The following is a 21,694-nucleotide window of genomic DNA, read 5'->3' on the forward strand; positions in this document are numbered from 1 at the left end:
GCCGCCTTCGGTCAGGGTCAGCAGGACCGCCCGGGCATCGTCGGGGTCACGGGCACGGTCGGCCCAGCCGGCGCCGACGAGGATGTCGATGAGCCGGCTCGTGCTGGCGGCCGAGATACCCATCCGGACCGCGAGGTCGCCCGCCCGGATCCCGGACTCGGCGTGCGCGAGCGCGGCGAGTGCGGCGAGGCGCGTCGGTGTGATGCCGGACCGGGTCGCCGGTGCCCTGAGGTGGTAGGCGAGCCGGTTGACCTCGGCCCGCAGGTCGCCCGCCAGCACGAAGACCGCCTCATCCGGGCGCTCGACCGGGCCGCCCGTGCGGATGCGCTCCCTGATATTCGTTCGGGCGGCGCGCCCGTTGGTCCGGTCCGCGGAAACCGGTTCTGACATCTCGGCCCGCGAGGTCATCTCGCCGCCCTCCCCACCGAACCTGCCGACGGCTGCTCGACGGCGACCGGCTCGTCCTGGTGGACGTACTTCCCGCCCCGCAGCCACGACGCGGCCGCCGCCACGAGGCACGCCGCGATAGCGAACCCAAACGCCACGACGAGCCCGTCGTGGAACGGCGCGGAGATGAGCGACGGGAAGAAGCCGCGACCGGTCAGGTAGCCGGCGTTCGCGGGCGAGAGGTGGGCCAGCGCGGCGGGCCCGAGGAGGGTGCCGATCGGGTTGTAGCCCAGGAGCGAGGCGAACAGGACGGACACGGGAGGCAGCGCGGCGAGCTGGTGCGCCTGGGCCGCCGAGACGCCGTGCGCGGTCAGCCCGGCGACCATCGCCTGCGGCAGGGCTCCGGCAAGACCGGTGATCATGAGCGAGAAGAAGATGCCGATCGAGAGGACCATCGCCGAGTTCTGGAACGTCGTGCTCATCCCCGCACCCACACCGCGACGGTTCGCCGGGAGGGAGTTCATGATGCCGGCGCGGTTCGGCGAGGCGAACAGGCCCATGCCGAGGCCGCCGAGGAGCAGCGCCCCGGCGAAGGACACGTAGCCGAACTGGACGGGCAGCAGGAGCAGCCAGACGAAGCTCGCCGCCGCGATCACCATGCCGCCGGTCGCGAACGGCCGGGCGCCGAAGTGGTCCGAGAGCCACCCGGAGACGGGCCCGGCCACGAGGAAGCCGATCGTCATGGGGAGCATGAAGATTCCCGCCCAGAGCGGTGTCTCCTCGAAGGAGTAGCCGCGCTGGGGGAGCCAGATCCCCTGCAGCCAGATGATCAGGATGAACATCAGGCCGCCGCGGCCCAGGCCCGAGAGCAGGCTGGCGAGGTTGCCGGCGCTGAAGGCGCGGATCCGGAACAGCTCGAGGTTGAACATCGGGTGCGCCACTCGGGTCTCGATGACGCAGAAGATGGCCAGCACGACCGCACCGCCGATGAGCGCGGCGAGGACGGCCGGGTTGGTCCAGCCCATGACGTGACCGCCATAGGGCTGGATGCCGTAGGTGATGCCGACGAGGATCGCGATGAGCCCGGCCGCGAAGGTCACATTGCCCCACCAGTCCATGCCTGCCTCGTGCCGCACCCCGGTGTCGCGCAGCTTGAGGTAGGCCCAGATGGTGCCGAACAGGCTCACGGGCACGGAGACGAGGAAGACGAGGCGCCACTCGACCGGGGCGAGCACGCCGCCGATGACCAGGCCGATGAACGAGCCGGCAATGCCTGCGACCATGTTGAGGCCGAGGGCGAGGCCGCGCTGGTTCGCCGGGAAGGCATCCGTGATGATCGCGCTCGAGTTCGCCATGAGGAGAGCGCCACCCACGCCCTGCACGATCCGCACGATGATGAGCCACAACGCCCCCGCGTCACCGGTCAGCCACGTGATGCTGAGCAGGACCGACGAGACGGTGAAGATCGCGAAGCCGGCGTTGTACATCCGCACCCGCCCGAACATGTCACCCAGCCGACCGAAGCTCACGACGAGGACAGCGGTCACGACGAGGTAGCCCATGATGAGCCAGAGGAGATAGCTCGAGTTGCCGGGGGCGAGCGGGTTGACCTGCAGGCCGCGGAAGATGTCCGGCAGCGCGATGAGCAGGATCGACGAGTTGATCGTGGCGATGAGCACGCCCAGCGTCGTGTTCGACAGGGCGATCCACTTGTAGCGCGAAGCAGGTGGTCCAGGCATTTGTTTCAACCGTACGAACCATTCCTGCACGTGCTCTGAGATGGCGCCGAGGAGACCCGAGTTACGGCTCGGGCGGGTCGGGTAGTGCCCACTACCTGCGCACCCCAGAAGCGCCGGGCCCAGACGGGGCCCGCCTAGATCCCAAGGAGCACAGATGTCCGACCAGTTCAACGACCCATGGGCTGACACGCCCGCATCCGGGGCGGAGTTCAGCACGGATCCGACCGGTGCGCCGACCACCCCACCGGGTGGACCGGCACGTGCGGCCGGCGTCAGTGGTGCCGCCGGCACCGAGTCGGCCACCGCGGCCGGACTCGGCGGTCCATCGGCGGCCAGCGGCACGGCATACATCTCCGGCTCGACGGGTGCCGACGAGGTCGACACCCGGGGCACGTCCGACAAGGTGAGGGAGGGCGCCCAGCAGTTGGGTGGCCAGGCGACCGAGAGCGCGAAGGACACCGTCCAGACCGCCAAGGAGCAGGTGGGGCAGGTCGCCTCGACCGCCACGGACCAGGTGCGCAAGCTCGCCGACCAGTCACGCTCGGAGCTGACCGAGCAGGCGCGCAACCAGCAGCAGCGTCTCGCCGGGTCCCTTCGTGACCTCGGCCAGCAGTTCGGCCAGATGGCCGACAAGGGCGACTCCTCGAGCATGGCGACCCAGCTGGCCCGGCAGGCCTCCGACCAGGCCCACTCCCTGGGCTCCTGGCTGGAGGGCCGCGAGCCCGGCGACGTCCTGGGCGAGGTGAAGCGCTTCGCCCAGCGCAAGCCCGGCACCTTCCTCGCCATCGCTGCCGGCGCGGGTTTCCTCTCGGGTCGGCTCACCCGGGGCCTCACCGGCGGCGGTTCCGAGTCGAACCAGGGCGGCGGGGACCGCTACCGAACGACGACCACGACCTACGGCACGACCGGGGCCCGGGACACTGGCAGCCGGAGCCCGCAGTCGTACTACCCGAGCGGCGCCGCGGGAACGGGCACCGGGACCATGGACACGGACCTGGAGACGGGCACGAGCCTGACCGGTGCGCCCGGCGAGATCTCCGAGGCCTCCAAGCCGAGCGCCGCCAGCGCTCCCGGCGCACCACCGGCCGACGCCATGGGCAGCGCGTGGGAGGAGGGTGAGCGATGACCTCCACCCCCGGCAGCCCCTACTCGGGCGGCTCACCGTACGAGCCGGGTGACCTGCCCCCGGCGGCGGGCATCCCGGCGACCGGCCCCGCCCCGCCCAGGGGCCCGGCGGACTACCCGGTGGACTACCCGGCCGGCACCCCCGGGTCGACGGACTTGCCCGGTGGCACGCCCGAGTATGCGGGCGACATCCCCATGGACACTCCCGTCGCCGCGCCGCCGCCCACCAGCGCCCGGACGGGTGACGACCTCCCCGGCGAACCGCTCGGCTCGGTCGGCGATCTCATCTCCGACATCGCCGCGGACCTCTCGACCCTGGTGCGCCAGGAGACCGAGCTGGCCAAGGCGGAGCTCAGGCAGTCGGCGACCCGCGCCGGCAAGGGCGCGGGGATGTACGGCGGCGCGGGGCTGGCCGGCTACTTCGTCCTGCTCTTCCTGTCGATCGCGCTCTGGTGGCTTATCGGCCACTGGCTCGGGCTCGGCTGGTCGGCGCTCATCGTCGCCATCCTCTGGGCCGTCGTCGCCGGCGTGCTCGCCTCGATGGGCCGGACCGAGCTCAAGCGGGTCCAGGGAGTGCCGCGGACGGTCGAGACCGCCAAACAGATACCTGACGCGATGAAGGGAAACGAGGACCCCCGATGACGACCATGAGCAACGACCCGGACCAGATCCGGATGGAGATCGAACGCACCCGCGGCAACCTGAGCCGCGACGTCAACCAGCTCGGCGACGCCGTCTCGCCCGGCTCGATCGCGAACCGCCAGAAGGTGAGGATGCGCCGCCGCGTGGGTGGCTGGAAGGACCGCATCATGGGCACGGCCGAGGACCTGCGCGACGGGGCCACGGGCAACGCCCAGGACCTACGCGACTCGACAACGGGCACGGCCCAGAACCTGCAGGCCAAGGGCAGCGAGGCGATGGACCAGGTCTCCGAAACAACCCATGACGTCGCCCACTCGGCCAAGAGGCAGACGCAGGGCAATCCGCTGGCGGCCGGGCTCATCGCCTTCGGTGCCGGCGCCCTGCTCGGTTCCCTCCTCCCCGCCTCGAGCAAGGAGCAGGAGGCGGCCGAGTCCCTCAAGGAGAAGGCCCAGCCGGTGCTCCACCAGGCCGCCGACGAGGCCAAGCAGGCCGGCCAGGAGGTCGCCGACCACCTGAAGGGCCCCGCGCAGGAGTCGGTCGAGGAGGTCAAGTCGCAGGCGCAGTCCTCCGCGCAGGAGGTGACGTCGCAGGCGCAGTCCTCTGCGCAGGACGTCAAGGAGACGGCACAGGACGCCGCCAACCGCGCGCAGTCCTGACCCGCCGATTCCGTATGCCGCTGAGCCGGGCCCGCACGCCAGTGCGGACCCGGCTCGGTGGCGTCCGGCCCGGTCCGACCGCTACTGGGCCCAGCGGGGCGGCCGCTTCTCGAGGAAGGCGCGCATCCCCTCGGCGGCCTCCTCGCTGCGGAAGAGCCGTGTCGACTGCTCGACGACGCGCGCCCTGTCCGCGTCGAACGCGGCGAGGATGGCGTGGTTGACGAGCTGCTTCGTCTCGCGCAGCCCCTGCGGGGAGACGGCCCGGAAGTCGGTCAGCAGCTTGCTGAGCGCGGCGTCCCGGTCCTCGACGGCCTCGGTGACGAAGCCGATCCGTGCGGCCTCGGCCGGGTCGAACACCTCCCCTGTCAGGCACAGCCGAGCGGCCGACCGGTCGGTGAGCCGGGAGAGGACGACGAGGCTGATGATCGAGGGCGCCACACCGATCTTCGCCTCGGTGAGCGCGAAGGTGGAGCGCGGGCCGGACACGACGATGTCGCAGGCGCCGATGATGCCCATGCCGCCGGCACGGACGTGTCCGTCGATGCTCGCCACGACCGGGGTGCCCAACGTGAGGATCGTCCGGAGCAGGTCGGCGAGCTGCTCGCTGCGGGCAGTGGCTGCATCGGCACCGGTGTTCTCGGAGGCCTCCGAGAGGTCCATGCCCGCACAGAAGGTGGTGCCGGTGTGCGTCAGCACGATGACCCGCACGTGCTCGTCCTCGTCGGCTCGCCGCAGGGACTCGAGGAGCTGACCGACGAGCCGGTTCGACAAGGCGTTGCGGTTGTGCGGCGAGTCGAGGGTCACGACGGCGACGCCGCGGTCGACCTCGTAGTGGACCAGCTCGACGGTCTCCTGCTCCGTGCTCACTCCGTCACTCCTTCGGGGCGGTGTCATTGCTCCCGCCATGCTGCCATCACCTCGCCGGGTGCCATGTCGAGGGGACGGCGACGGGAGGACAATGGATCGTCACGATCGAGGAGGATCAGCGATGTCCGATGACCCGATCACCGACACCCCGGAGCCAGGCCCCGTGGGCGACGACGACGAGGAGCACGCCGACGACGAGGAGCTCGCCGGCGGCGAGGTCGAGGGCGACCTCGATGCGGTCAGCGAGCCGGACGGCTCCGAGGCGGACCGCCTCGAGCAGATGACGGACGCCCCGCTCGACCCGGGCGAGGACGACTACCGGCGTTGAGCGGTACGCCCCTCAACGGCGGGGGTGCCGCGGGTCGCCTTCGCCGTCGGTGCCCTTGAGCGGTGCCTCCCCGACGTCCGCGATCTGGGCCACGAGCTCGTAGCGCCGGCCGTAGGTCTCGAGCAGGGAGACGACGGCCGCAGCGAGGGGGATGCCGATGAGTGCGCCGATCGGTCCCCAGATCGCGACTCCGACGAAGACGGCGGCCAGCGCGATCGGCGCACTGACGTCCATGGCACGGTTGGAGACCCGTGGCGTGAAGACGTAGTTCTCGATCTGCTGGTAGACCGTCGCGAAGACGACGACCCACACGGCGTTGAGCGGGTTCTCGAAGAGGGCGACGAGGACGGCCGCGATGACCCCGAGGTAGGTGCCGATGAGCGGGACCAGCTGGCTGGTCACGCCGCTGAGGAGCGCGAGCGGCAGCCATCCTGGCAGGCCCAGGAAGTAGAAGAAGATCCCGTGGAAGAACGCCGACAGGGCGATCAGGATCAGCTTCGAGATCACGTAGCCGCCGGTCTTCGCCGTGGACGTCGCCCAGACGGTTGCGAACACCTCCTGCTTGTCCGGGGGCAGCCACGACGCGACGTGCTTCAGGAGCCGCGGTCCCGACGCCGCGAGGTAGAACGCGAAGACGATCACCGTCAGCAGGTCGAAGGTGATCGAGCCGAGGGTGCCGAGGACCCCGAAGGCGCCCTGGGCGACGGCCGTGCCGTAGTTCGCGAGGCTGGTGACGTCGATGGCCGAGGTGATCTTCGACGGGTCGAGCGACAGGCGGAACGTGCCGTTGGCCCAGTCGACGACGCCGGACACGATCTGTGGCCACTCGACGGCGAGCTGGGAGACCTGCTTCGCCAGCTCGCTGCCGAAGAGGGCGCCCACCGCGAGGATCAGGACCAGGCTCACGCATCCCGTGATCCCGGTCGCGAGGGTGCGCCCGCAGCCGTGGCGCATCAGCCACTCGATCGCCGGCTCCATGGCGATGGCGATGAGCCAGGCGAGCAGGATCAGGAAGAGGAAGTGCGCCGTGACGTGGAAGGCCCAGATCGCGAGCAGCCACACCGACACGGCCGCCAGCACGAAGATGACGGCGCGGTGAAAGGCCCTCGGTTCCAACGCGATCCACTGCACGTTGGACCGTCCGGGGGCGTGGGGCCGCGCCAGCGGCGCCGCTCCGGCATGACCCGTCCGGACGTCCGCGGAGGGTGACTCGGGGGGCCCGGCGACGTCCTCGATGGTGGGGTCGGCGTTGGCCTCGAGCGGCGCGACCCGGCTCTGCGCGCCCCGCTCGTCCTTCGAGACCCTGCCCTCAGGGGCGCGCTGACCCTGCGACACCCGGCTCCCGGGCGGCGGTACCTGGACCAGCAGCCGGCGCAGCCACGACCTGCCCGCCATCGGACCTCCGTTCGTCGGATTCATTCTCCCCCGACCGTACCCACCCGTGCGGGAGTAGGTTGCGAGCATGGCCGCCAGGTCCGGGTCTGCTGGCCCGCTCCAGAGCTGGCGCTCCGCCGAACGGATAAAGGTGTTCACGGACGCGGTCGTGGCGATCGCCCTGACGCTGCTCATCCTCCCGCTGCTCGAAAGCGTCTCCCAGGCAGCCCACACCGGGGTGGGCACCGGCCGCTTCCTCGGGGAGCACAGCGACCAGCTCTTCAGCTTCGCGATCAGCTTCGCGGTCATCGCCGCCTTCTGGGTGCAGCACCACACCCTCTTCCTCGGCGTCGAGCACTGGACGGGTGGGCTCCTGCTGCTCAACTTCTGCTGGTTGCTGACGATCGTCTGGCTGCCGGTGCCGACGGCCATGACCGGTGCGATGCACCCGGACGCCCTCCAGAAGGTGCTCTACCTCGGCACCATGCTGCTGAGCAGCCTCGTCGCGCTGGCGATGTACGCCCTCCTGGAGCGTCGGCCCACGCTGCGTGCCCCCGATGCGCCGCGCACCCGCCCCGGACGGGTCGGGTGCCTGGTGCTCGCCGGCCTCTTCGCTCTCGCCCTCGCGCTGTGCCTCGCCATCCCGGCACTCGGCTACCTGCCGACCCTGCTCCTCGCGCTCACCCGGACCATCGCCCGGCGCATCACCCGGCACCTCGACCAGCGGGACGCACGACGGTGAGCGGCGCCGGCACCATGACGGCCACCTCCCCGACCGCTCCCCTGCGGATCGCGCTCTTCCGCTGGCTGTGGGTCGGCGCCCTCGTCAGCAACATCGGCACGTGGATGCAGACGGTCGGCGCGCAGTGGCTCCTCGTCCACGCGCCGGGCGCCGCAGCACTCGTGTCGCTCGTGCAGACCGCCCAGGCACTGCCCGTCCTCCTGCTCGCCCTGCCGGCCGGCGTCCTCGCGGACACCTTCGACCGACGGCGCCTGCTCATCGCGGTCCAGACGTTCCAGACGGTCGTCGCGCTCCTCCTCACCGTCCTGACGCTCCTGGGCGAGATGCAGCCGACGCTCCTGCTGCTCCTGACCTTCGCCCTCGGCGTGGGCGCGGCCGTGCAGGCACCGGCCTACCAGGCCGTCATCCCGGACCTCGTCCCGACGGAACAGATCCCGTCGGCCTCGATCCTCGGGTCGATCAATGTCAACACGGCCCGGGCGATCGGGCCCGCGGTGGCGGGCCTCATCGTGGCCCGCTTCGGGGTCCCCGTGACGTTCGCCCTCAACGCCGCCTCTTTCGTCGCGTTCGCGCTCATCCTGCTCGGCTGGCGCCGGCCGGAGCAGGACACGCCGGGTGAAGAACCCTTCCTGCCCGCGCTCCGTGCGGGCAGCCGCTATGTCCGCAATGCCCTCGTCGTGCGCCGCATCCTGCTGCGCTGCGCGCTCTTCGTCTTCCCGGCGAACGCCCTCTGGGCGCTGCTCGCCCTCGTGGCGAACCGGACGCTGCACCTCGGCGCTGGGGGCTACGGGCTCATGCTCGCGATGCTCGGCATCGGGTCGGTGCTCGGCGCCTTCGGCCTCTCCCGGTTGCGCACCTACCTCAACTCCAACGGGATGATCGCGGTCGCCAGCACCGTGTACGCCGCTGGGCTGGCCGCGCTGGTCCTGGTCCCGAACGTCGTGGTGGCGATGCTGGCCCTGCTGCCCATGGGCGCCAGCTGGATCGCGATCCTGTCGACCCTCAACGCCCAGATGCAGATCTTCCTGCCGGGCTGGGTGCGGGCGCGGGGCCTCGCCATCTACCAGCTGACCCTGTTCGGCTCGATGGCGGCCGCCGGTGTCCTCTGGGGCATCGTCGCGGAGGTCACCGACGTGCGGCCCACCTACCTCGCGGCAGCGGCCCTGCTCGTGCTGAGCGCCGCCTCGATCCGGCTCTGGCCGTTGCGCGACATCCAGGGCGTCGACCGGCGTGCCGCGCTCATCTGGCCGGAACCGCACCTGCTCCTCGAGCCGGGGGAGCACCCCGGGCAGGTGCTCGTCGTCGCCCGGTACCAGGTGGCGCCGGAGCGACAGGACGAGTTCCTCCGGCTCATGCCGGCCCTGCGGCGGTCGCGTCTCCGCACGGGAGGCACCTCGTGGCAGCTCTACCGCGACGGGGAGTCACCTGACCGCTTCATCGAGCAGTACACCGTGGCCTCCTGGGCCGAGCACCTGCTCCAGCACGAGGGGCGGCTGACCGGCTACGACAGTGAGATCGACCGACGGGCGAAGGCGCTGTCCGACCCCCCGGTGGAGGCATCGCACTTCTTCACGCCGAGCCTGCCCAAGGACCACTGAGACCCGCCCCCGCGCGGACGGGACCGGCCCACGGCGCGCCGGTCCAGCGGCATACCGTCACGGGGAGGGCGAACCGCCCGCTTCGTTTCTGGGGGCAGTCACCGGGGAGAAGTGTTCGCTTCTCGTACGGCACCCGGGCCCGCGCGCCCTGAATCGTGGATGCATCGCTTCGCGACACGGTTCAAACCCCGAGCCGAATGGGTCATCACAGGATGCTGGAGATGAGTCATGGCACGTCCCTCCACCACGAACCTCCGCACCACCGAAGCCGACAACGACACCGAGGCACTCTTCCGCCGGCTGCGCGCGACGTCCGACGCCGCCGAGGCGAGGCGGATCGAGGAAGAGCTCGTCGCCCGTCACCTCGGCCTCTGTGACCGCCGGGCCGCGCGCTACGCCGGTCGCGGTATTCCCTACGAGGACCTGGTCCAGGTCGCCCGGGTCGGCCTCGTCGTCTCGGTCCGGCGATATCGACCCGAGGAGGGCACGTCGTTCCTCCGCTTCGCACTCCCGACCATCAGTGGCGAGGTCAAACGGTACTTCCGCGACCACGGCTGGACCGTCCGCCCGCCGCGCCGCATCCAGGAGCTGAGCCCGCGGGTCCGGGCCGTGCGGGAGCAGTGGGAGCACGAGCACGGCAGGACCCCCCGCCCGGCAGACCTCGCCGGTGCGCTCGACGTGCAGGTGTGCGAGCTGGCCGAGTGCCTCGCCGCGGAGCAGAATTTTCACCTGCTGTCGCTCGACCTCACCTATGGCGACGGTGAGCGACCCACGCTCGGCGAGCAGCTGCCGACCCGGCACCGTGAGCTCGACTCGGCGGCCGACAGGCTCACCCTGCGGGAGGCCCTCGGCACGCTGAGCGGGGCCGACCGCGAGCTCGTGCGGCTGCGCTTCGTCGAGGGGCTGACCCAGAAGGAGATCGGTGACCGGCTCGGGGTGAGCCAGATGCAGGTCTCACGCCTGGTCCAATCGGTGCTGCGCCGGCTGCGGTCGCTCATGGGGGTGAGGCCCGCGCGTCGGGAGCGCATCGCCTGAGTCGTCTCGGGCGCGGACGCCACCTCTCCACGGGTTCGGGCCGCCGACGGGCTCATCGCTCGTCGCCGCGGAGCGTCTGGCTCGGCAGGCGGCCGTGCACACCGCGGTAGAGGCTCGAGAACCGGCTCGGGCTCGGGAACCCCCACCGGGCGGCGACCAGGGTCACAGTTGTGCCGTCGTCGGGCGACGCGTTGCGCAGGTCGTCATGGGCCCGCGCGAGGCGCACGCGGCGCAGCTCGGCCATGGGCGTGGTGTCCAGGTGGCGCCGGAAGGCGAGCTGGACGGCACGAGCCGTGACGCACCTTGCCTGGGCGATGTCCTCGACGCCGATGTCGAGGTCGGCGTTCGACTCGATGAAGGCGAGGGCGCGGCGCACCGTCTCGGAGGTTGCATCACTGCGATCGACCCGCCGATCATCGAGGACCGACGTGTTCGGGAACGTGGCGAGCGCGGTCGCGGCGAGGAGGCGCCCCGCGCTGCCGATGACGAGCCGCGAGGCTGCCGCCTCCTCGTTGGTGATGCTCTCGGTCACGAAGCCGACTGTCTGGAGCCACTGCCGCGCGGCCGCCGGTGAGACGGGCCGGCGCCCCGTGAACCTGACCCGTCGAACCCGTGCCTCCGAGTCATCGGCCGCCACCCGCTGGATCAGCTCGGCCGTCAGTGTCACGACGACCGCGCCGGCGTCGTACCAGCGGCTCCGGTGCCCGACGTCGACGTCACCGAGGATGACCACGTCGCCTATCCCGAACCGGTCGCCGGCCCGGCGTTGCCGCCAGTCGATGGACCCCGAGAGCAGCCGGGCGACCACGAGGACCGGGTGAGGCTCGACGGTCACGCTGGCCCCGCTGAGCGCCACGTCGTCGACACGGTACGAGCCGGCGTGGATGCCCTCGACGCGCAGGTGCACCTCCGGCTCCTCGGCCCGGACGGTGACGCCGGGGCCGAAGGCCCGCCGGACGTAGTCGCCGACCCGCTCCGGATCGGTCGTCGCAAAGCTCGTCCGGGCGGGAGGCGAGTGCGACACGGTCCCGTTCGGCGGGATGCGGTCCTGCCGACCGACGACCTGCTCGACGGGATGGTCCACGACGCTCCCAGCTGACGAGGTGCTGCGGACGGGCCCCCCTGACCGTGTCCCCCCCGCTTGTCCTATGGACTGCCTTCCTCATTGTGCGGGATTCCCCTGCCGGTCGCGAGGCAGACCGGAACCTCCGGCTCGGGGCGGCGGAACCTACCCTGTCCGCATGAGCCCGGACGCCCTCTTCCCGCCCGCCCTCATCCGGCAGGCGCGCCTCGTGCCGATCGGCGCCGGCGCCACCCTGGACCACCCCGTCGACCTCCGCATCCGGGACGGCCGGATCACCGAGGTCGCGCAGTCGCTCTCCCCCACGCGGGAGGAGCAGGTCCACGACGCCGGTGGGCGTTGGGCGATCCCCGGGCTCTGGGACGCCCACGTGCACATGGCCCAGTGGTCGCTCGCCCTGACCCGGCTCGACGTGGGCGGCACGCAGACCGCGGACGACGTCGTCGACCGGGTCCGCCGCGAGGTGGCCCACCGCGGCGAGCAGGGCGACCGGTCGAGCGTCATCGTCGGCTACGGTCAGCGGTCCGCGACGTGGCCGCGGCCGGCCACCGTCGCCGAGCTCGACACCGTGTCCGGCGAGCACCCGGTCATCCTCGTCAGCGGCGACGCCCACAACGGCTGGCTCAACTCCGCCGCGCTCGCCCTGCTCGGCCTTCCCCCACGCACCGGCCCGCTCGACGAGAACGACTGGTTCCCCGTCTTCGGTCGCCTCGACGACCTCCCCGGCACCGGCGCCGAAAAGGACGGCGCCTACCGCCAGGCGGTCGCCGCCGCGGCGGCCAAGGGCGTCGTCGGCATCACCGACATGGAGTTCACCGGCGCCTTCCGCGAGTGGCCGGAGCGGTTCAACGCCGGCCTCACGTCGCTGCGGGTCAGGACGGCCACGTATGCCGCTGAGCTGGCTCACGTCATACAAGCGGGCTGGCGCTCGGGCCAGTCCCTCGGCGACTCGCAGGGCCTCATCGAGATGGGCCCGCTCAAGGTCATCTCGGACGGCTCGCTCAACACCCGGACGGCCTACTGCTGCGAGCCCTACGCCGACGCCGGCACGGGCCACCTCGACTTCCCGAGGGGCAAGCAGAACAACACCCCCGACGAGCTCCGCGAGCTCGTCGGGCGAGCCCACACTGCCGGGTTGCGCGTCGCGGTGCACGCGATCGGGGACGCCGCGGTCTCCGCGGCGCTGGACGCCTTCGCCGCGACCGGCGCGATCGGCTCGATCGAGCACGCACAGCTGGTCCGCCTCGAGGACCTCGCCCGGATGGCGCGACTCGGTGTCGTCGCGAGCGTGCAGCCGGCCCACCTGCTCGACGACCGGGACGTGACGATGGCGTGCTGGCCCGACCGCGCCGGACGGTGCTTCGCCCTACAGTCGATGCTCGACGCGGGGGTCGAGCTCGCGATGGGCTCCGACGCGCCGGTCGCCGCGCTCGACCCGTGGCTCACCTTGGCCGCCGCCGTCCGTCGGACCGCCGACGCCCGCGAGCCCTGGCACCCGGAGCAGGCCATCACGGCGGCCGAGGCGCTCGCCGCCAGCACGGATGGTCAAGCCACCCTCGGCGTGGGATCGCGGGCGGACGTCGTGCTGCTCGACGACGACCCGCTCGGCCGGGACCTGCCCGCCGCCGACACGGCCGCGATGGGCACCCGGCTCCGCGACATGTCCGTCGCGGCGACGTTCCTCGGCGGGCGGGCGACCCACTCGATGCTGTGAACTGGGCGTGGCCCGACCCGCTCGTTCTCCATGGACGGTGTGGGAGCATCAAGAGTGACCGTCGGCGGGACGTTCCGACTGGAGGTCGCCGGTGACTGAAGGACCCGACACCTCCTCACGTCACCGAGCCGACACAGCCGACGACGCAGACTCCTCGAGCACGACACCATCGCGACGCAAGCGACCCGGCCGCTACGCCCGCCTGCGCCACTCCGTGGGCCGCCACCCGCTCGACCTGCTCCGGATGGCCATCGCGGCCGGCGTAGTCCTAGCCTGCCTGCTCGCGGCCCGCACCCCCGGCGTCAACGAGGTCGAGGCCGCGATCTTCCACGAGTTCCAGCGCCTGCCGGGGTGGTCGGCGCCGCTCTGGCAGGTGCTGCCCTGGGTCGGCTTCTGGCCGGGGATCGTCGTCGGGTCGGGGCTGGCGCTCTATCTCGGCCGAGTCCGGATGGCAGTCGCGGTCGCCTGGTCGGGAGTCCTCGCGTGGGCACTCGTCGTCATCGTGCACGAGCTCATCGGGCCCCGGGCCGTGACCCACGCCTTCCTCGAGACCGTCGTCCGGGGCCCGTCAGCTACCGGTTTCGAGTTTCCCTCGCTCCACACGACGATCGCCGCCGCCGTCGCCAGTGCGGCCGGCCCCTACGTCACCCGGATCGAGCGACGGCTCAGCTGGGTCCTCGTCCTGGGGGTCGCCGTCGCGGACCTGTACCTCGGCACCGGCCTCCCCCTCGGCGTCTTCGCCGCCGCCGTGTTCGGGTGGGGGGAGGGCACGCTGTTGCACCTCGTGCTCGGCGCGCCCGGTCGTCGGGCCGCGGACCCCGCCGTGCAGGCCGCCCTGCGGCAGGTCGGCATCCTGCCCGCGGAGATGGTGCGCCTGCCCGGCAGGCTGCTCGGCCCACAGGTCTATGAGGTGCGCACCATGGACGGGGAGCACATCCAGGTCAAGGTGGTGCGGCGACTCCACCGGCTCGCCGGAGTCGGCTACCGCGTCCGGCGGCTGCTCGCCTCGCTCGAGGTCGATCCCGTCCCGGCCCTCTCGACGCCCCGTCACGAGGTCGCCCACGAGGCCTACATCACCCTGCTCGCGGAGCGGGCCGGGGTCGGGACCCTCCCGGTCCTGCTCGCGGGCGAGATCGAGCACGGGCCGCCGTTCCTCGTGCGCCGGCACCTCGACGGACGCCTGCTGTCCGACCTCGGGCCGGGGTCCGTGGCCGACGACCAGCTCGACGCGCTGTGGCGCGCTGTCCGGGCCCTCGGCTCGGCCCGTATGGCCCACCACGACCTGCGCGCCTCGAACATCCTGGTCGACGAGAGCGGCGGGATCCACATCACCGACTTCACCTTCGGGCGGGTCGGTGGTCCCCGGGAGAACAACGTGCAGGACGTCGCCGAGCTGCTCGTCACCCTGACGTCGGTCGTCGGGGTCGAGCGGGCGGTCGACAGCGCCATACGAGGCCTGCCGCCCGACAGCCTGCGCCAGTCGCTGCCACAGCTGCAGCCCATCGCCCTGCACCGGCGCTTCCGGAGACAGCTGGTCCGCCGGTCCGACCTGCTGCGACTCCGGCAGGCGATCGCCGAGCGGCTCGACTGCGAGATCCCGCCGTTCCGCTCACCCGTGCGGCCCGCGACGGTGGCGATCCTCGCGGCCGGCGGCTTCGCCGTCTACCTGCTCCTGCCGGAGGTGTCCTCCCGCGCGCCGGTGCGCTCCGTGATCGCCGGCGCCCGGGGGGACTGGCTCGGAGCGACCGTCGTGTTCGGGATGCTCGCGATCGTCGCGTCCGCGCTCACCATCCTCGGCTCGGCACGCCAGTCGCTGCCCGTGTGGCGGACCATCGCCGTCCAGGTCGCCGCCGGCTTCACCGGCCGGACGACCGTCGCTGCGCTCGGGTACTACACGGTCAACCTGTCCTTCCTCGAGCGGCTCGGCGTGGCTCGCACGGATGCGGTGGGCGTGCTGCTGCTCAACCGGGCCGCCACGGTTGTCGTGACCGGAGTGGCGACGCTGGTCGGGATCCTCGTCATCGGTGACGCGGTGCCCGTGGGTCGGGTCGCCATCCCGATGTGGACCTGGGTCGTGGCCGCGGCCCTGTTCGTGCTGCTCGTCGTGTTCCTCGCCTCGCCGTGGGGCCGGGTCCGGGTGTGGTGGCCGGCCCGCGCCATCCTCGGGAGGCTCGTCGACACGGTGGTCCCGACGCTGCGCCGACCGGTGCGCACGGTCCAGCTCGTCGTGGGCGAGGCGCTGTTCCTCGCGTTCTCCGCCGCCGGCCTCGCGACCACCTTGACCGCGATCGGCTCGCACTACTCGCTCAGCGCGGTCGTCGCCGTCTTCATCGTCGCCTCCACGCTGGGCCAGCTGCTGCCGACACCGGGTGGCCTCGGTGCGGTCGAGGGTGCGCTCGTCGCCGGCCTGACCGCCATCGGCATCCACCCGACCGCCGCCGTCGCGGCCTCGCTGACGGCCCGAGTGCTGACCTTCTGGCTGCCCGTCCTGCCCGGCATCGCCGCGCACCGCCTGCTCCAGCACCACAACATCATCTGAGCCCCGACCCGGATTGCTGCACGCTCGACCCAGGCGTGTGCGTTCTCGACGGGACGTTCCGCACGCTCGGTCAGTCGGCGAGCTCGAGGAGGTCGTCCTCCTGCACGGCCTCGAGGGCCAGCGTCCGGTAGCCCTCGGACTCGAACAGGACGGTAAGCCGGTCCTCCTCCGTGCTCATCACGACACCGGGGCCCCACTCGGCGTGCGCCACCTGCGCCCCGACCGGGAACGGGTCCTTCCCCCGCCGCTCGACGTGCTCGTACGCCGACCCCGCCTCGCACGTGTCGCAGTTGCCGCAGGGCTCGGGCAGCTGCTCACCGAGGTAGCCGAGCAGGAACTGCCGCCGGCACCCGGTCGTCTCGGCGTAGCCACGCATCATCTCGATGCGTGACCGCTCGACCCGCTGCCGCGACTCGGCCGCCTCGACGGCCTGCCGCACGGCGTCGTCGGGCCGGACGTCGCGAGCGCTGACCCGAGAGCGCCGGACCCGGACCGCGCCGGCCTGCTCCAGCAGGTTGACGAGGCCGGTCACCCGCCGTGCGGGGATGTCCAGGTCGCGCCGCAGGTCGGTCATCCTGACACCGCTACCGGCGTGCCGGATGGCGGCGAAGACCATCCGAAGCGCGTCCTCGTCGGGACTGCCGCCGCTGTGGAAGCGGTGCAGCCCGAGGTCCTCGGGCCGGTAGAAGAGCAGCGCCTCCGCTGGCTCCCCGTCCCGTCCCGCCCGGCCGATCTCCTGGTAGTACGTGTCGGGCGACTCGGGGGCTGCAGCGTGCACCACGAACCGGATGTCTGCCTTGTCGATCCCCATCCCGAACGCCGACGTCGCGACCACGACGTCGGCCGAGCCCTCGGTGAAGCGCCGGTGGACCTCGCGCCGCTCCGGTGCCCGCATCCCGCCGTGGTACGCGCGCGCCACCATGCCGTGCTCACCCAGCCGGTCGGCATACTCCTCCGCGTCCTTGCGGGTCGCGACGTAGAGGAGGCCCGGACGCGCCAGCTGGGCCACACACACCACCACGGCGTCGCGCCGCGCGTCGTCCTCGACGTGCCGGTGGACGGTGAGGTGCAGGTTGGGGCGGTCGAACCCCTGGACGACGACGAGGGGGTCGCGCAGGTGGAGCCGGTCGGCGATCTCGTCGCGGACCGGCGGCGACGCGGTCGCGGTGAGCGCGACGACGCGCGGGTGCCCGAGGCGCTCCACGGCGGCCCCGACTTGGAGGTAGTCGGGCCGGAAGTCGTGACCCCAGGCCGAGATGCAGTGTGCCTCGTCGACGACGAACTGGGCGACGTCCAGCTCACCGAGCCGCTCCATCACCTCGTCGTTCGTGAACTGCTCCGGCGCGAGGAAGAGGATGTGGTGCTCGTCCCGGGAGGCGGCTGCCCAGATCGCCTTCGCCTTCTTGGCCCCGGTGTTCGAGTTGACGGCGTCGGCCGGGGGCGCGTTCGGCGCGTCCCGGAGGCCCGCGACCTGGTCGCGCTGGAGCGCGAGGAGCGGCGAGACGACGATCGTCACCCCGGGCAGCAGCGCCGCCGGCACCTGGTAGAGGGCGGACTTGCCGTACCCGGTCGGCATGACGGCGAGGACGTCGCGCCCCTCCATCGTGGCCTCCATCGCGGCGCGCTGACCCTCGCGGAGGTCGCTGAGGCCGAGGACGTTCTGGGCCGCCGCGGCCAGGTCGGTCTGTGACATGGCGGCCCCATACCCAGCCACGCGAGGAGCCCCCGTATGCCGTTCAGCCGCTCGGCGGCACAGGCGGGCCGGGCGCGTGGCCCGCTCACGGCCCGGGTGTTGCCCCGCGGCTACTCGAAGATCGAGTGGTGCGACGGATCAGCACGTCGACGGGCGCGATGCCGGCGGACGATCACGACGAGGTCGGCGATCGCGCTGACAGCCACGACGACCGTGACGAGGACGGTCCAGATGGGCAGGCGCAACCGCAGGAACCAGATACCGGCGCCGACGGCCGCGGCGAGACCGAACAGGGCGAAGACGAGACGCAGGTTGAGGGCGCTGTAGGGCCTGTCGGACGTCCCCTCACGACCATGGGGCTGAGGCCCGATCATGGCGATCGCTTACCCCCGGCCGGTGGCGCCAACCCAATGGATGGGAGCGAAGGTTCAGCGGCACTCAGGACCGGAGCGTCTCGCTCGGCAGGACGCCATACGTCTCGCGGTACTCCTGCGCGAAGCGGCCCATGCTCACGAAGCCCCAGCGCGTCGCGACCTCCGTCACCGTGGTGCCGGTCACCTGACGGCTGCCGACCAGCTCCTCGTGGACACGCTCGAGCCGAACCCGCCGCAGGTGCGCCATCGGTGTCGTGTCGAGGTAGCGGCGGAAGGCCAGCTGGACCGAGCGGGACGAGGCGTAGGCAGCCGCGGCGATCTCCGCCAGCCCGATGTCGCGGTCCGCGTTGGACTCGATGAACTCCATTGCCCGCCGCAGCGTCCCCCGGCTGCCCTCGGGCCGCCCGGTGGTCTCGTCAGCCTCGCTCTCGTCGCCGTCCGCCCCGAACACCGTGGCGACCATCGAGCCGACGAGTCGGGCGGCACTGCCTGGGACGAGGTCGGACGACCGGCTCGCGCCGCCGAGGACGACCTTGTCGACGAAGTCGAAGGTGCGGCGCAGCATGATGCGCTGCTCGGGGCGTTTGGCCGCCAGACGGGAGACGCGCACCGCTCGGCCCGATGAGTCGCCCGCCGGCATGGACTCGGCGCGCACGGGCATGGTCATCGCGTGCAGCTCGTCCCACCGCAGCGAGTAGCCCTCGCCGGGCTGGCTGAGGAGGAAGACATCGCCGGCCGAGAAGCGCTCCATGCCGGCCCGGGTGCTCCGCTCGACGCGACCGCGCAAGACGCAGATGAGCATGAGGTCCCCGGACTCCGCGGACGCGTGCTCGCACGGGACGTTGTGCTCCATGTCGAGCAGGAGACAGGGGCCGTTGGCCCGGACCGCATGGTCGAAGTGGAAGGCGCCAGGGGTGCCGAGCAGGCGCGCGTCGTAGTCCCAGTAGGTACGTCGGAGGAAGTCGTCGGCCGCCTCGAGGTCGTCGGTGCGAAAGTGCGTCGTGGCGTCCCCGCTCGACTGGGGCGAACCGGGGGCGGGGCCACCGGCTGGAGAGACCTTCGAGGCAACGGTCATGACAGAGCCTTGCTGTGCTGTGCTGGGCGACCGGCTGCTCGATCTCGCTCCAGTGTGCGCCGCCGGAGCGTCTCGTGGGGACTTGGCCACCGGCCAATCTCACGGCACGCTCACCCCGGGCTCACGGCGAGCGCTTGGCGTTTGTCCCGCTCACTGCCGGGTAGCCGGTCCCGCGAGTCCATCAGGAGGAGGCTGCACATGACGGGCGACCCACACGACGAGCAGGGGCAGCAGCGGGGGCAGACCCGGCACGACACGATCCTGCTCGACGTCGACGGCACCCTCGTCGACTCCACCTACCACCACGCCCTGGCGTGGCACCGCGCCTTCCGGCGCCACGACATCCCCCTGCCGATGTGGCGGGTCCACCGCTCGATCGGGATGGGTGGCGACCGCCTCGTGGGCGCCCTCGCCGGCGACGAGGTGGAGCAGAGCATCGGTGACGACCTGCGTGCCGCGTGGTACGAGGAGTACGCAAAGCTCGTCGACGAGGTCGAGCCGTTGCCCGGCGCTGCAGAGCTGGTCCGCGCGCTCAGCAGGCGCTTCACCGTTGCCCTCGGTTCCTCCGGCAAGCCCGAGTTCACCCGTCAGGCGGTCGACCTCGTCGGGATCCGTGACGACGTCGCCGTCGTCACGACGTCCGAGGACGCGCCCTCGTCGAAGCCGGCCCCCGACATCCTCGAGATCGCGCTGCAGAAGTCGGGCGGCCGCAGCGCCATCGTCATCGGCGACTCGACGTTCGACGTGGCCTCGGCAGCCCGGATGGGCGCCCCCTGCGTCGCCATCCGCACGGGCGGCTTCGGCCCCGACGAGCTCAGGGACGCCGGTGCCGTCCTCGTCACCCGTGGGCTGCCGGACCTGCTCGACGCCGACTGGGACGGGCTCGCGCTGATGCAGCCACCTCCCGGCGCGAGCGAGGACCCACCCCTGCCCTGACGCGGAGTCCGGCTGTGCCCGAAGCGAACTCAGGGTATGCGGCTGAGCCGGCTCTGCGGCATACCGCAGCGGGCGGGGGCGAGCGTCAGGGCGTGCGGTTGCGCCGTCGAGCGGGGCGCGGCGCCCGGCCGCCTACGTAGGAGCGTCGGGAGTCGACGACGAACCCCTGGCGCAGCGCCTCGCGGCCGATGAGCATCCGGAAGCCCATCTCGTCGCGGTTCGTCAGCGTGACCTCGACGAGGATCGTCCGGCCGAGCAGCACGACGTCGGTGAGGATGACGATGCGCTCCTCGGCGTGGCCGGACGAGCTGCGCACGGACCGGCGGTCGTGCACCCGGCACTCGGCCAGCCTCGTGTCGGCCTCGGACGCCTGCCACGGCTGGACCCCGAAGCGCACCCACGGCTCACCGTCGCGCTCGAACTCCTCGATGGGGCTGGCGTGCAGGGACGACGACCGCGCACCGGTGTCGAGCTTGGCCTTCAGCCAGGGGACTCCGAGACCGGGCAGTGCTATCCACTCACGCCACCCTGCGATGGTGGTTGGATAGGGCGGCTCTGACACTCGACCATCCTTGCAGGTGCACCCCATGAAACTCGCGATCCTCTCGCGCGCCCCGCGGGCCTACTCGACCCAGCGCCTCAAGGCCGCGGCCCTCAGCCGCGGGCACGAGGCGAAGGTGCTCAACACCCTTCGCTTCGCGATCGACCTCACCGGGCCGGAACCGGACCTGCAGTTCCGGGGGCGGCCGCTGTCGGACTACGACGCGATCCTGCCCCGGATCGGCAACTCGATCACCTACTTCGGGACCGCGGTCGTGCGGCAGTTCGAGCAGATGGACGTCTACACGCCCAACACCGCGAACGGCATCTCGAACTCGCGGGACAAGCTGCGGGCCAACCAGATCCTGTCGCGGCACAACATCGGGATGCCAGCGACGACGTTCGTGCGCAACCGGGCGGACGTGCGCCCGGCGATCACGCGGGTCGGCGGGGCCCCCGTCGTCATCAAGCTGCTCGAGGGCACGCAGGGCATCGGGGTGATCCTCGCCCCGGAGGTCAAGGTCGCCGAGGCGATCATCGAGACGCTCCACAGCAAGAACCAGAACGTCCTCATCCAGAGCTTCGTCCAGGAGAGCCGCGGCCGGGACGTGCGGGCGCTCGTCGTCGGCGACCGGGTCGTCGCGGCGATGCGGCGGGTGGCCCACGGCGACGAGTTCCGCTCCAACGTCCACCGCGGTGGGTCGGTCGAGCCGGTCGCCCTCGACGCGGCATACGAGCAGGCGGCGGTGCGGTCCGCCCAGATCATGGGGCTGCGGGTCGCCGGTGTCGACATGCTCGAGGGCAACGACGGCCCGCTCGTCATGGAGGTCAACTCCTCGCCCGGGCTCGAGGGCATCGAGACCGCGACCAAGCTCGACGTCGCCGGAGCGATCATCGACTACATCGCGAACCAGGTCGCCTTCCCCGAGATCGACGTGCGCCAGCGGCTGACCGTCTCGACCGGGTATGGCGTCGCCGAGCTCGCCGTGCGCGCGGGGGCCGACCTCGTCGGCCGGACGATCAGCGAGTCGGGGCTGTCGGAGCGCGACATCACCGTGCTGACCCTGCACCGGGGCCCGACGGTCATCCCGAACCCGCGTCAGGGCGTCGAGCTGGAGGCGGACGACCGGCTGCTGTGCTTCGGGCGACTCGAGGAGATGCGGTCGATGATCCCCGAGCGTCGGCGGCGCCGGGCGAAGGTGCGCCGGCTCCCGAAGGAGCCGATCCCCGAGGGCGCCTGACCGCCTCG

The 21,694-nt window shown here is 71.9% G+C and carries 20 protein-coding genes; 11 read left to right on the plus strand and 9 right to left on the minus strand.

Going from position 1 to position 21,694, the window contains the following annotated elements:
• The coding region (locus ACTHJJ_RS05040) for a MarR family transcriptional regulator (RefSeq protein WP_440301843.1) at positions 1-408 on the minus strand (408 nt) is incomplete at its 3' end.
• Positions 405-2,126 carry an MFS transporter gene (locus tag ACTHJJ_RS05045; protein ID WP_440301844.1) on the minus strand — a complete coding sequence of 574 codons (1,722 nt, stop codon included), beginning with the start codon at positions 2,124-2,126 and terminating at the stop codon, positions 405-407. The genes ACTHJJ_RS05040 and ACTHJJ_RS05045, both read right to left, overlap by 4 nt.
• Before the next feature lie 154 nt (positions 2,127-2,280).
• On the opposite strand from ACTHJJ_RS05045, the gene ACTHJJ_RS05050 reads away from it, so the two are divergent.
• From ACTHJJ_RS05050 to ACTHJJ_RS05060, 3 genes are all read left to right on the plus strand, one after another.
• Positions 2,281-3,252 carry a hypothetical protein gene (locus ACTHJJ_RS05050; protein WP_440301845.1) on the plus strand — a complete coding sequence of 324 codons (972 nt, stop codon included), beginning with the start codon at positions 2,281-2,283 and terminating at the stop codon, positions 3,250-3,252.
• Between the two features lie 194 nt (positions 3,253-3,446).
• Positions 3,447-3,893, plus strand: a complete 447-nt coding sequence (locus ACTHJJ_RS05055) for a phage holin family protein (RefSeq protein WP_440301870.1) — start codon at positions 3,447-3,449, stop codon at positions 3,891-3,893.
• Positions 3,890-4,549: a DUF3618 domain-containing protein gene (locus tag ACTHJJ_RS05060; protein WP_440301846.1), complete on the plus strand. Its 660-nt coding sequence runs from the start codon at positions 3,890-3,892 to the stop codon at positions 4,547-4,549. The genes ACTHJJ_RS05055 and ACTHJJ_RS05060 overlap by 4 nt, the downstream gene beginning before the upstream one ends.
• 81 nt (positions 4,550-4,630) lie before the next feature.
• Here the strand turns inward: ACTHJJ_RS05060 and ACTHJJ_RS05065 are convergent, their stop codons facing one another.
• On the minus strand, positions 4,631-5,416 hold the full coding sequence (locus ACTHJJ_RS05065; RefSeq protein WP_440301847.1) for an enoyl-CoA hydratase family protein: 786 nt from the start codon (positions 5,414-5,416) through the stop codon (positions 4,631-4,633).
• 121 nt (positions 5,417-5,537) lie between these two features.
• Here ACTHJJ_RS05065 and ACTHJJ_RS05070 point away from each other — a divergent pair, with 121 nt between their 5' ends.
• On the plus strand, positions 5,538-5,744 hold the full coding sequence (locus tag ACTHJJ_RS05070) for a hypothetical protein (RefSeq protein WP_440301848.1): 207 nt from the start codon (positions 5,538-5,540) through the stop codon (positions 5,742-5,744).
• 12 nt (positions 5,745-5,756) lie between these two features.
• Here the strand turns inward: ACTHJJ_RS05070 and ACTHJJ_RS05075 are convergent, their stop codons facing one another.
• Positions 5,757-7,139 carry an AI-2E family transporter gene (locus ACTHJJ_RS05075; protein ID WP_440301849.1) on the minus strand — a complete coding sequence of 461 codons (1,383 nt, stop codon included), beginning with the start codon at positions 7,137-7,139 and terminating at the stop codon, positions 5,757-5,759.
• 67 nt (positions 7,140-7,206) lie between these two features.
• On the opposite strand from ACTHJJ_RS05075, the gene ACTHJJ_RS05080 reads away from it, so the two are divergent.
• From ACTHJJ_RS05080 to ACTHJJ_RS05090, 3 genes are all read left to right on the plus strand, one after another.
• Entirely contained in the window at positions 7,207-7,860 is a 654-nt protein-coding gene (locus tag ACTHJJ_RS05080) for a TMEM175 family protein (RefSeq protein WP_440301850.1), read from the plus strand.
• Between the two features lie 14 nt (positions 7,861-7,874).
• Positions 7,875-9,458, plus strand: a complete 1,584-nt coding sequence (locus ACTHJJ_RS05085) for an MFS transporter (RefSeq protein ID WP_440301851.1) — start codon at positions 7,875-7,877, stop codon at positions 9,456-9,458.
• A gap of 228 nt (positions 9,459-9,686) precedes the next feature.
• Positions 9,687-10,493 (plus strand): sigma-70 family RNA polymerase sigma factor, encoded by an 807-nt coding sequence (locus tag ACTHJJ_RS05090; RefSeq protein ID WP_440301852.1) that lies wholly within the window; start codon positions 9,687-9,689, stop codon positions 10,491-10,493.
• Positions 10,494-10,545: 52 nt separating this feature from the next.
• On the opposite strand, the gene ACTHJJ_RS05095 is transcribed toward ACTHJJ_RS05090, so the two are convergent.
• Complete coding sequence (locus ACTHJJ_RS05095; protein ID WP_440301853.1) at positions 10,546-11,577, minus strand: helix-turn-helix transcriptional regulator; 1,032 nt, start codon at positions 11,575-11,577, stop codon at positions 10,546-10,548.
• Positions 11,578-11,734: 157 nt separating this feature from the next.
• Between ACTHJJ_RS05095 and ACTHJJ_RS05100 the strand changes: the two genes are divergently transcribed.
• Positions 11,735-13,288: an amidohydrolase gene (locus ACTHJJ_RS05100; protein WP_440301854.1), complete on the plus strand. Its 1,554-nt coding sequence runs from the start codon at positions 11,735-11,737 to the stop codon at positions 13,286-13,288.
• A gap of 91 nt (positions 13,289-13,379) precedes the next feature.
• Positions 13,380-15,827, plus strand: a complete 2,448-nt coding sequence (locus ACTHJJ_RS05105) for a lysylphosphatidylglycerol synthase domain-containing protein (protein WP_440301855.1) — start codon at positions 13,380-13,382, stop codon at positions 15,825-15,827.
• A gap of 70 nt (positions 15,828-15,897) precedes the next feature.
• On the opposite strand, the gene ACTHJJ_RS05110 is transcribed toward ACTHJJ_RS05105, so the two are convergent.
• The 3 genes from ACTHJJ_RS05110 to ACTHJJ_RS05120 form a co-directional block, all read right to left on the minus strand.
• Complete coding sequence (locus ACTHJJ_RS05110; RefSeq protein ID WP_440301856.1) at positions 15,898-17,520, minus strand: RecQ family ATP-dependent DNA helicase; 1,623 nt, start codon at positions 17,518-17,520, stop codon at positions 15,898-15,900.
• 110 nt (positions 17,521-17,630) lie between these two features.
• On the minus strand, positions 17,631-17,894 hold the full coding sequence (locus ACTHJJ_RS05115; RefSeq protein ID WP_440301857.1) for a DUF6343 family protein: 264 nt from the start codon (positions 17,892-17,894) through the stop codon (positions 17,631-17,633).
• 64 nt (positions 17,895-17,958) lie between these two features.
• Positions 17,959-18,969 (minus strand): helix-turn-helix domain-containing protein, encoded by a 1,011-nt coding sequence (locus ACTHJJ_RS05120; RefSeq protein WP_440301858.1) that lies wholly within the window; start codon positions 18,967-18,969, stop codon positions 17,959-17,961.
• Between the two features lie 198 nt (positions 18,970-19,167).
• Here ACTHJJ_RS05120 and ACTHJJ_RS05125 point away from each other — a divergent pair, with 198 nt between their 5' ends.
• Positions 19,168-19,905, plus strand: coding sequence for an HAD family hydrolase (locus tag ACTHJJ_RS05125; RefSeq protein ID WP_440301859.1), 738 nt, complete (start codon positions 19,168-19,170; stop codon positions 19,903-19,905).
• Between the two features lie 85 nt (positions 19,906-19,990).
• On the opposite strand, the gene ACTHJJ_RS05130 is transcribed toward ACTHJJ_RS05125, so the two are convergent.
• On the minus strand, positions 19,991-20,467 hold the full coding sequence (locus tag ACTHJJ_RS05130) for an ATP-dependent zinc protease family protein (protein WP_440301860.1): 477 nt from the start codon (positions 20,465-20,467) through the stop codon (positions 19,991-19,993).
• A 25-nt stretch (positions 20,468-20,492) separates the two neighbouring features.
• On the opposite strand from ACTHJJ_RS05130, the gene ACTHJJ_RS05135 reads away from it, so the two are divergent.
• The gene (locus ACTHJJ_RS05135) at positions 20,493-21,686 is read left to right on the plus strand and encodes a RimK family alpha-L-glutamate ligase (RefSeq protein ID WP_440301861.1); all 1,194 of its coding nucleotides are present in this window, start codon (positions 20,493-20,495) and stop codon (positions 21,684-21,686) included.
• Positions 21,687-21,694 lie beyond the last annotated feature (8 nt).

Origin of the sequence: Intrasporangium sp. (assembly GCF_051961875.1) — a bacterium.
Taxonomy (GTDB): domain Bacteria; phylum Actinomycetota; class Actinomycetes; order Actinomycetales; family Dermatophilaceae; genus Intrasporangium_A.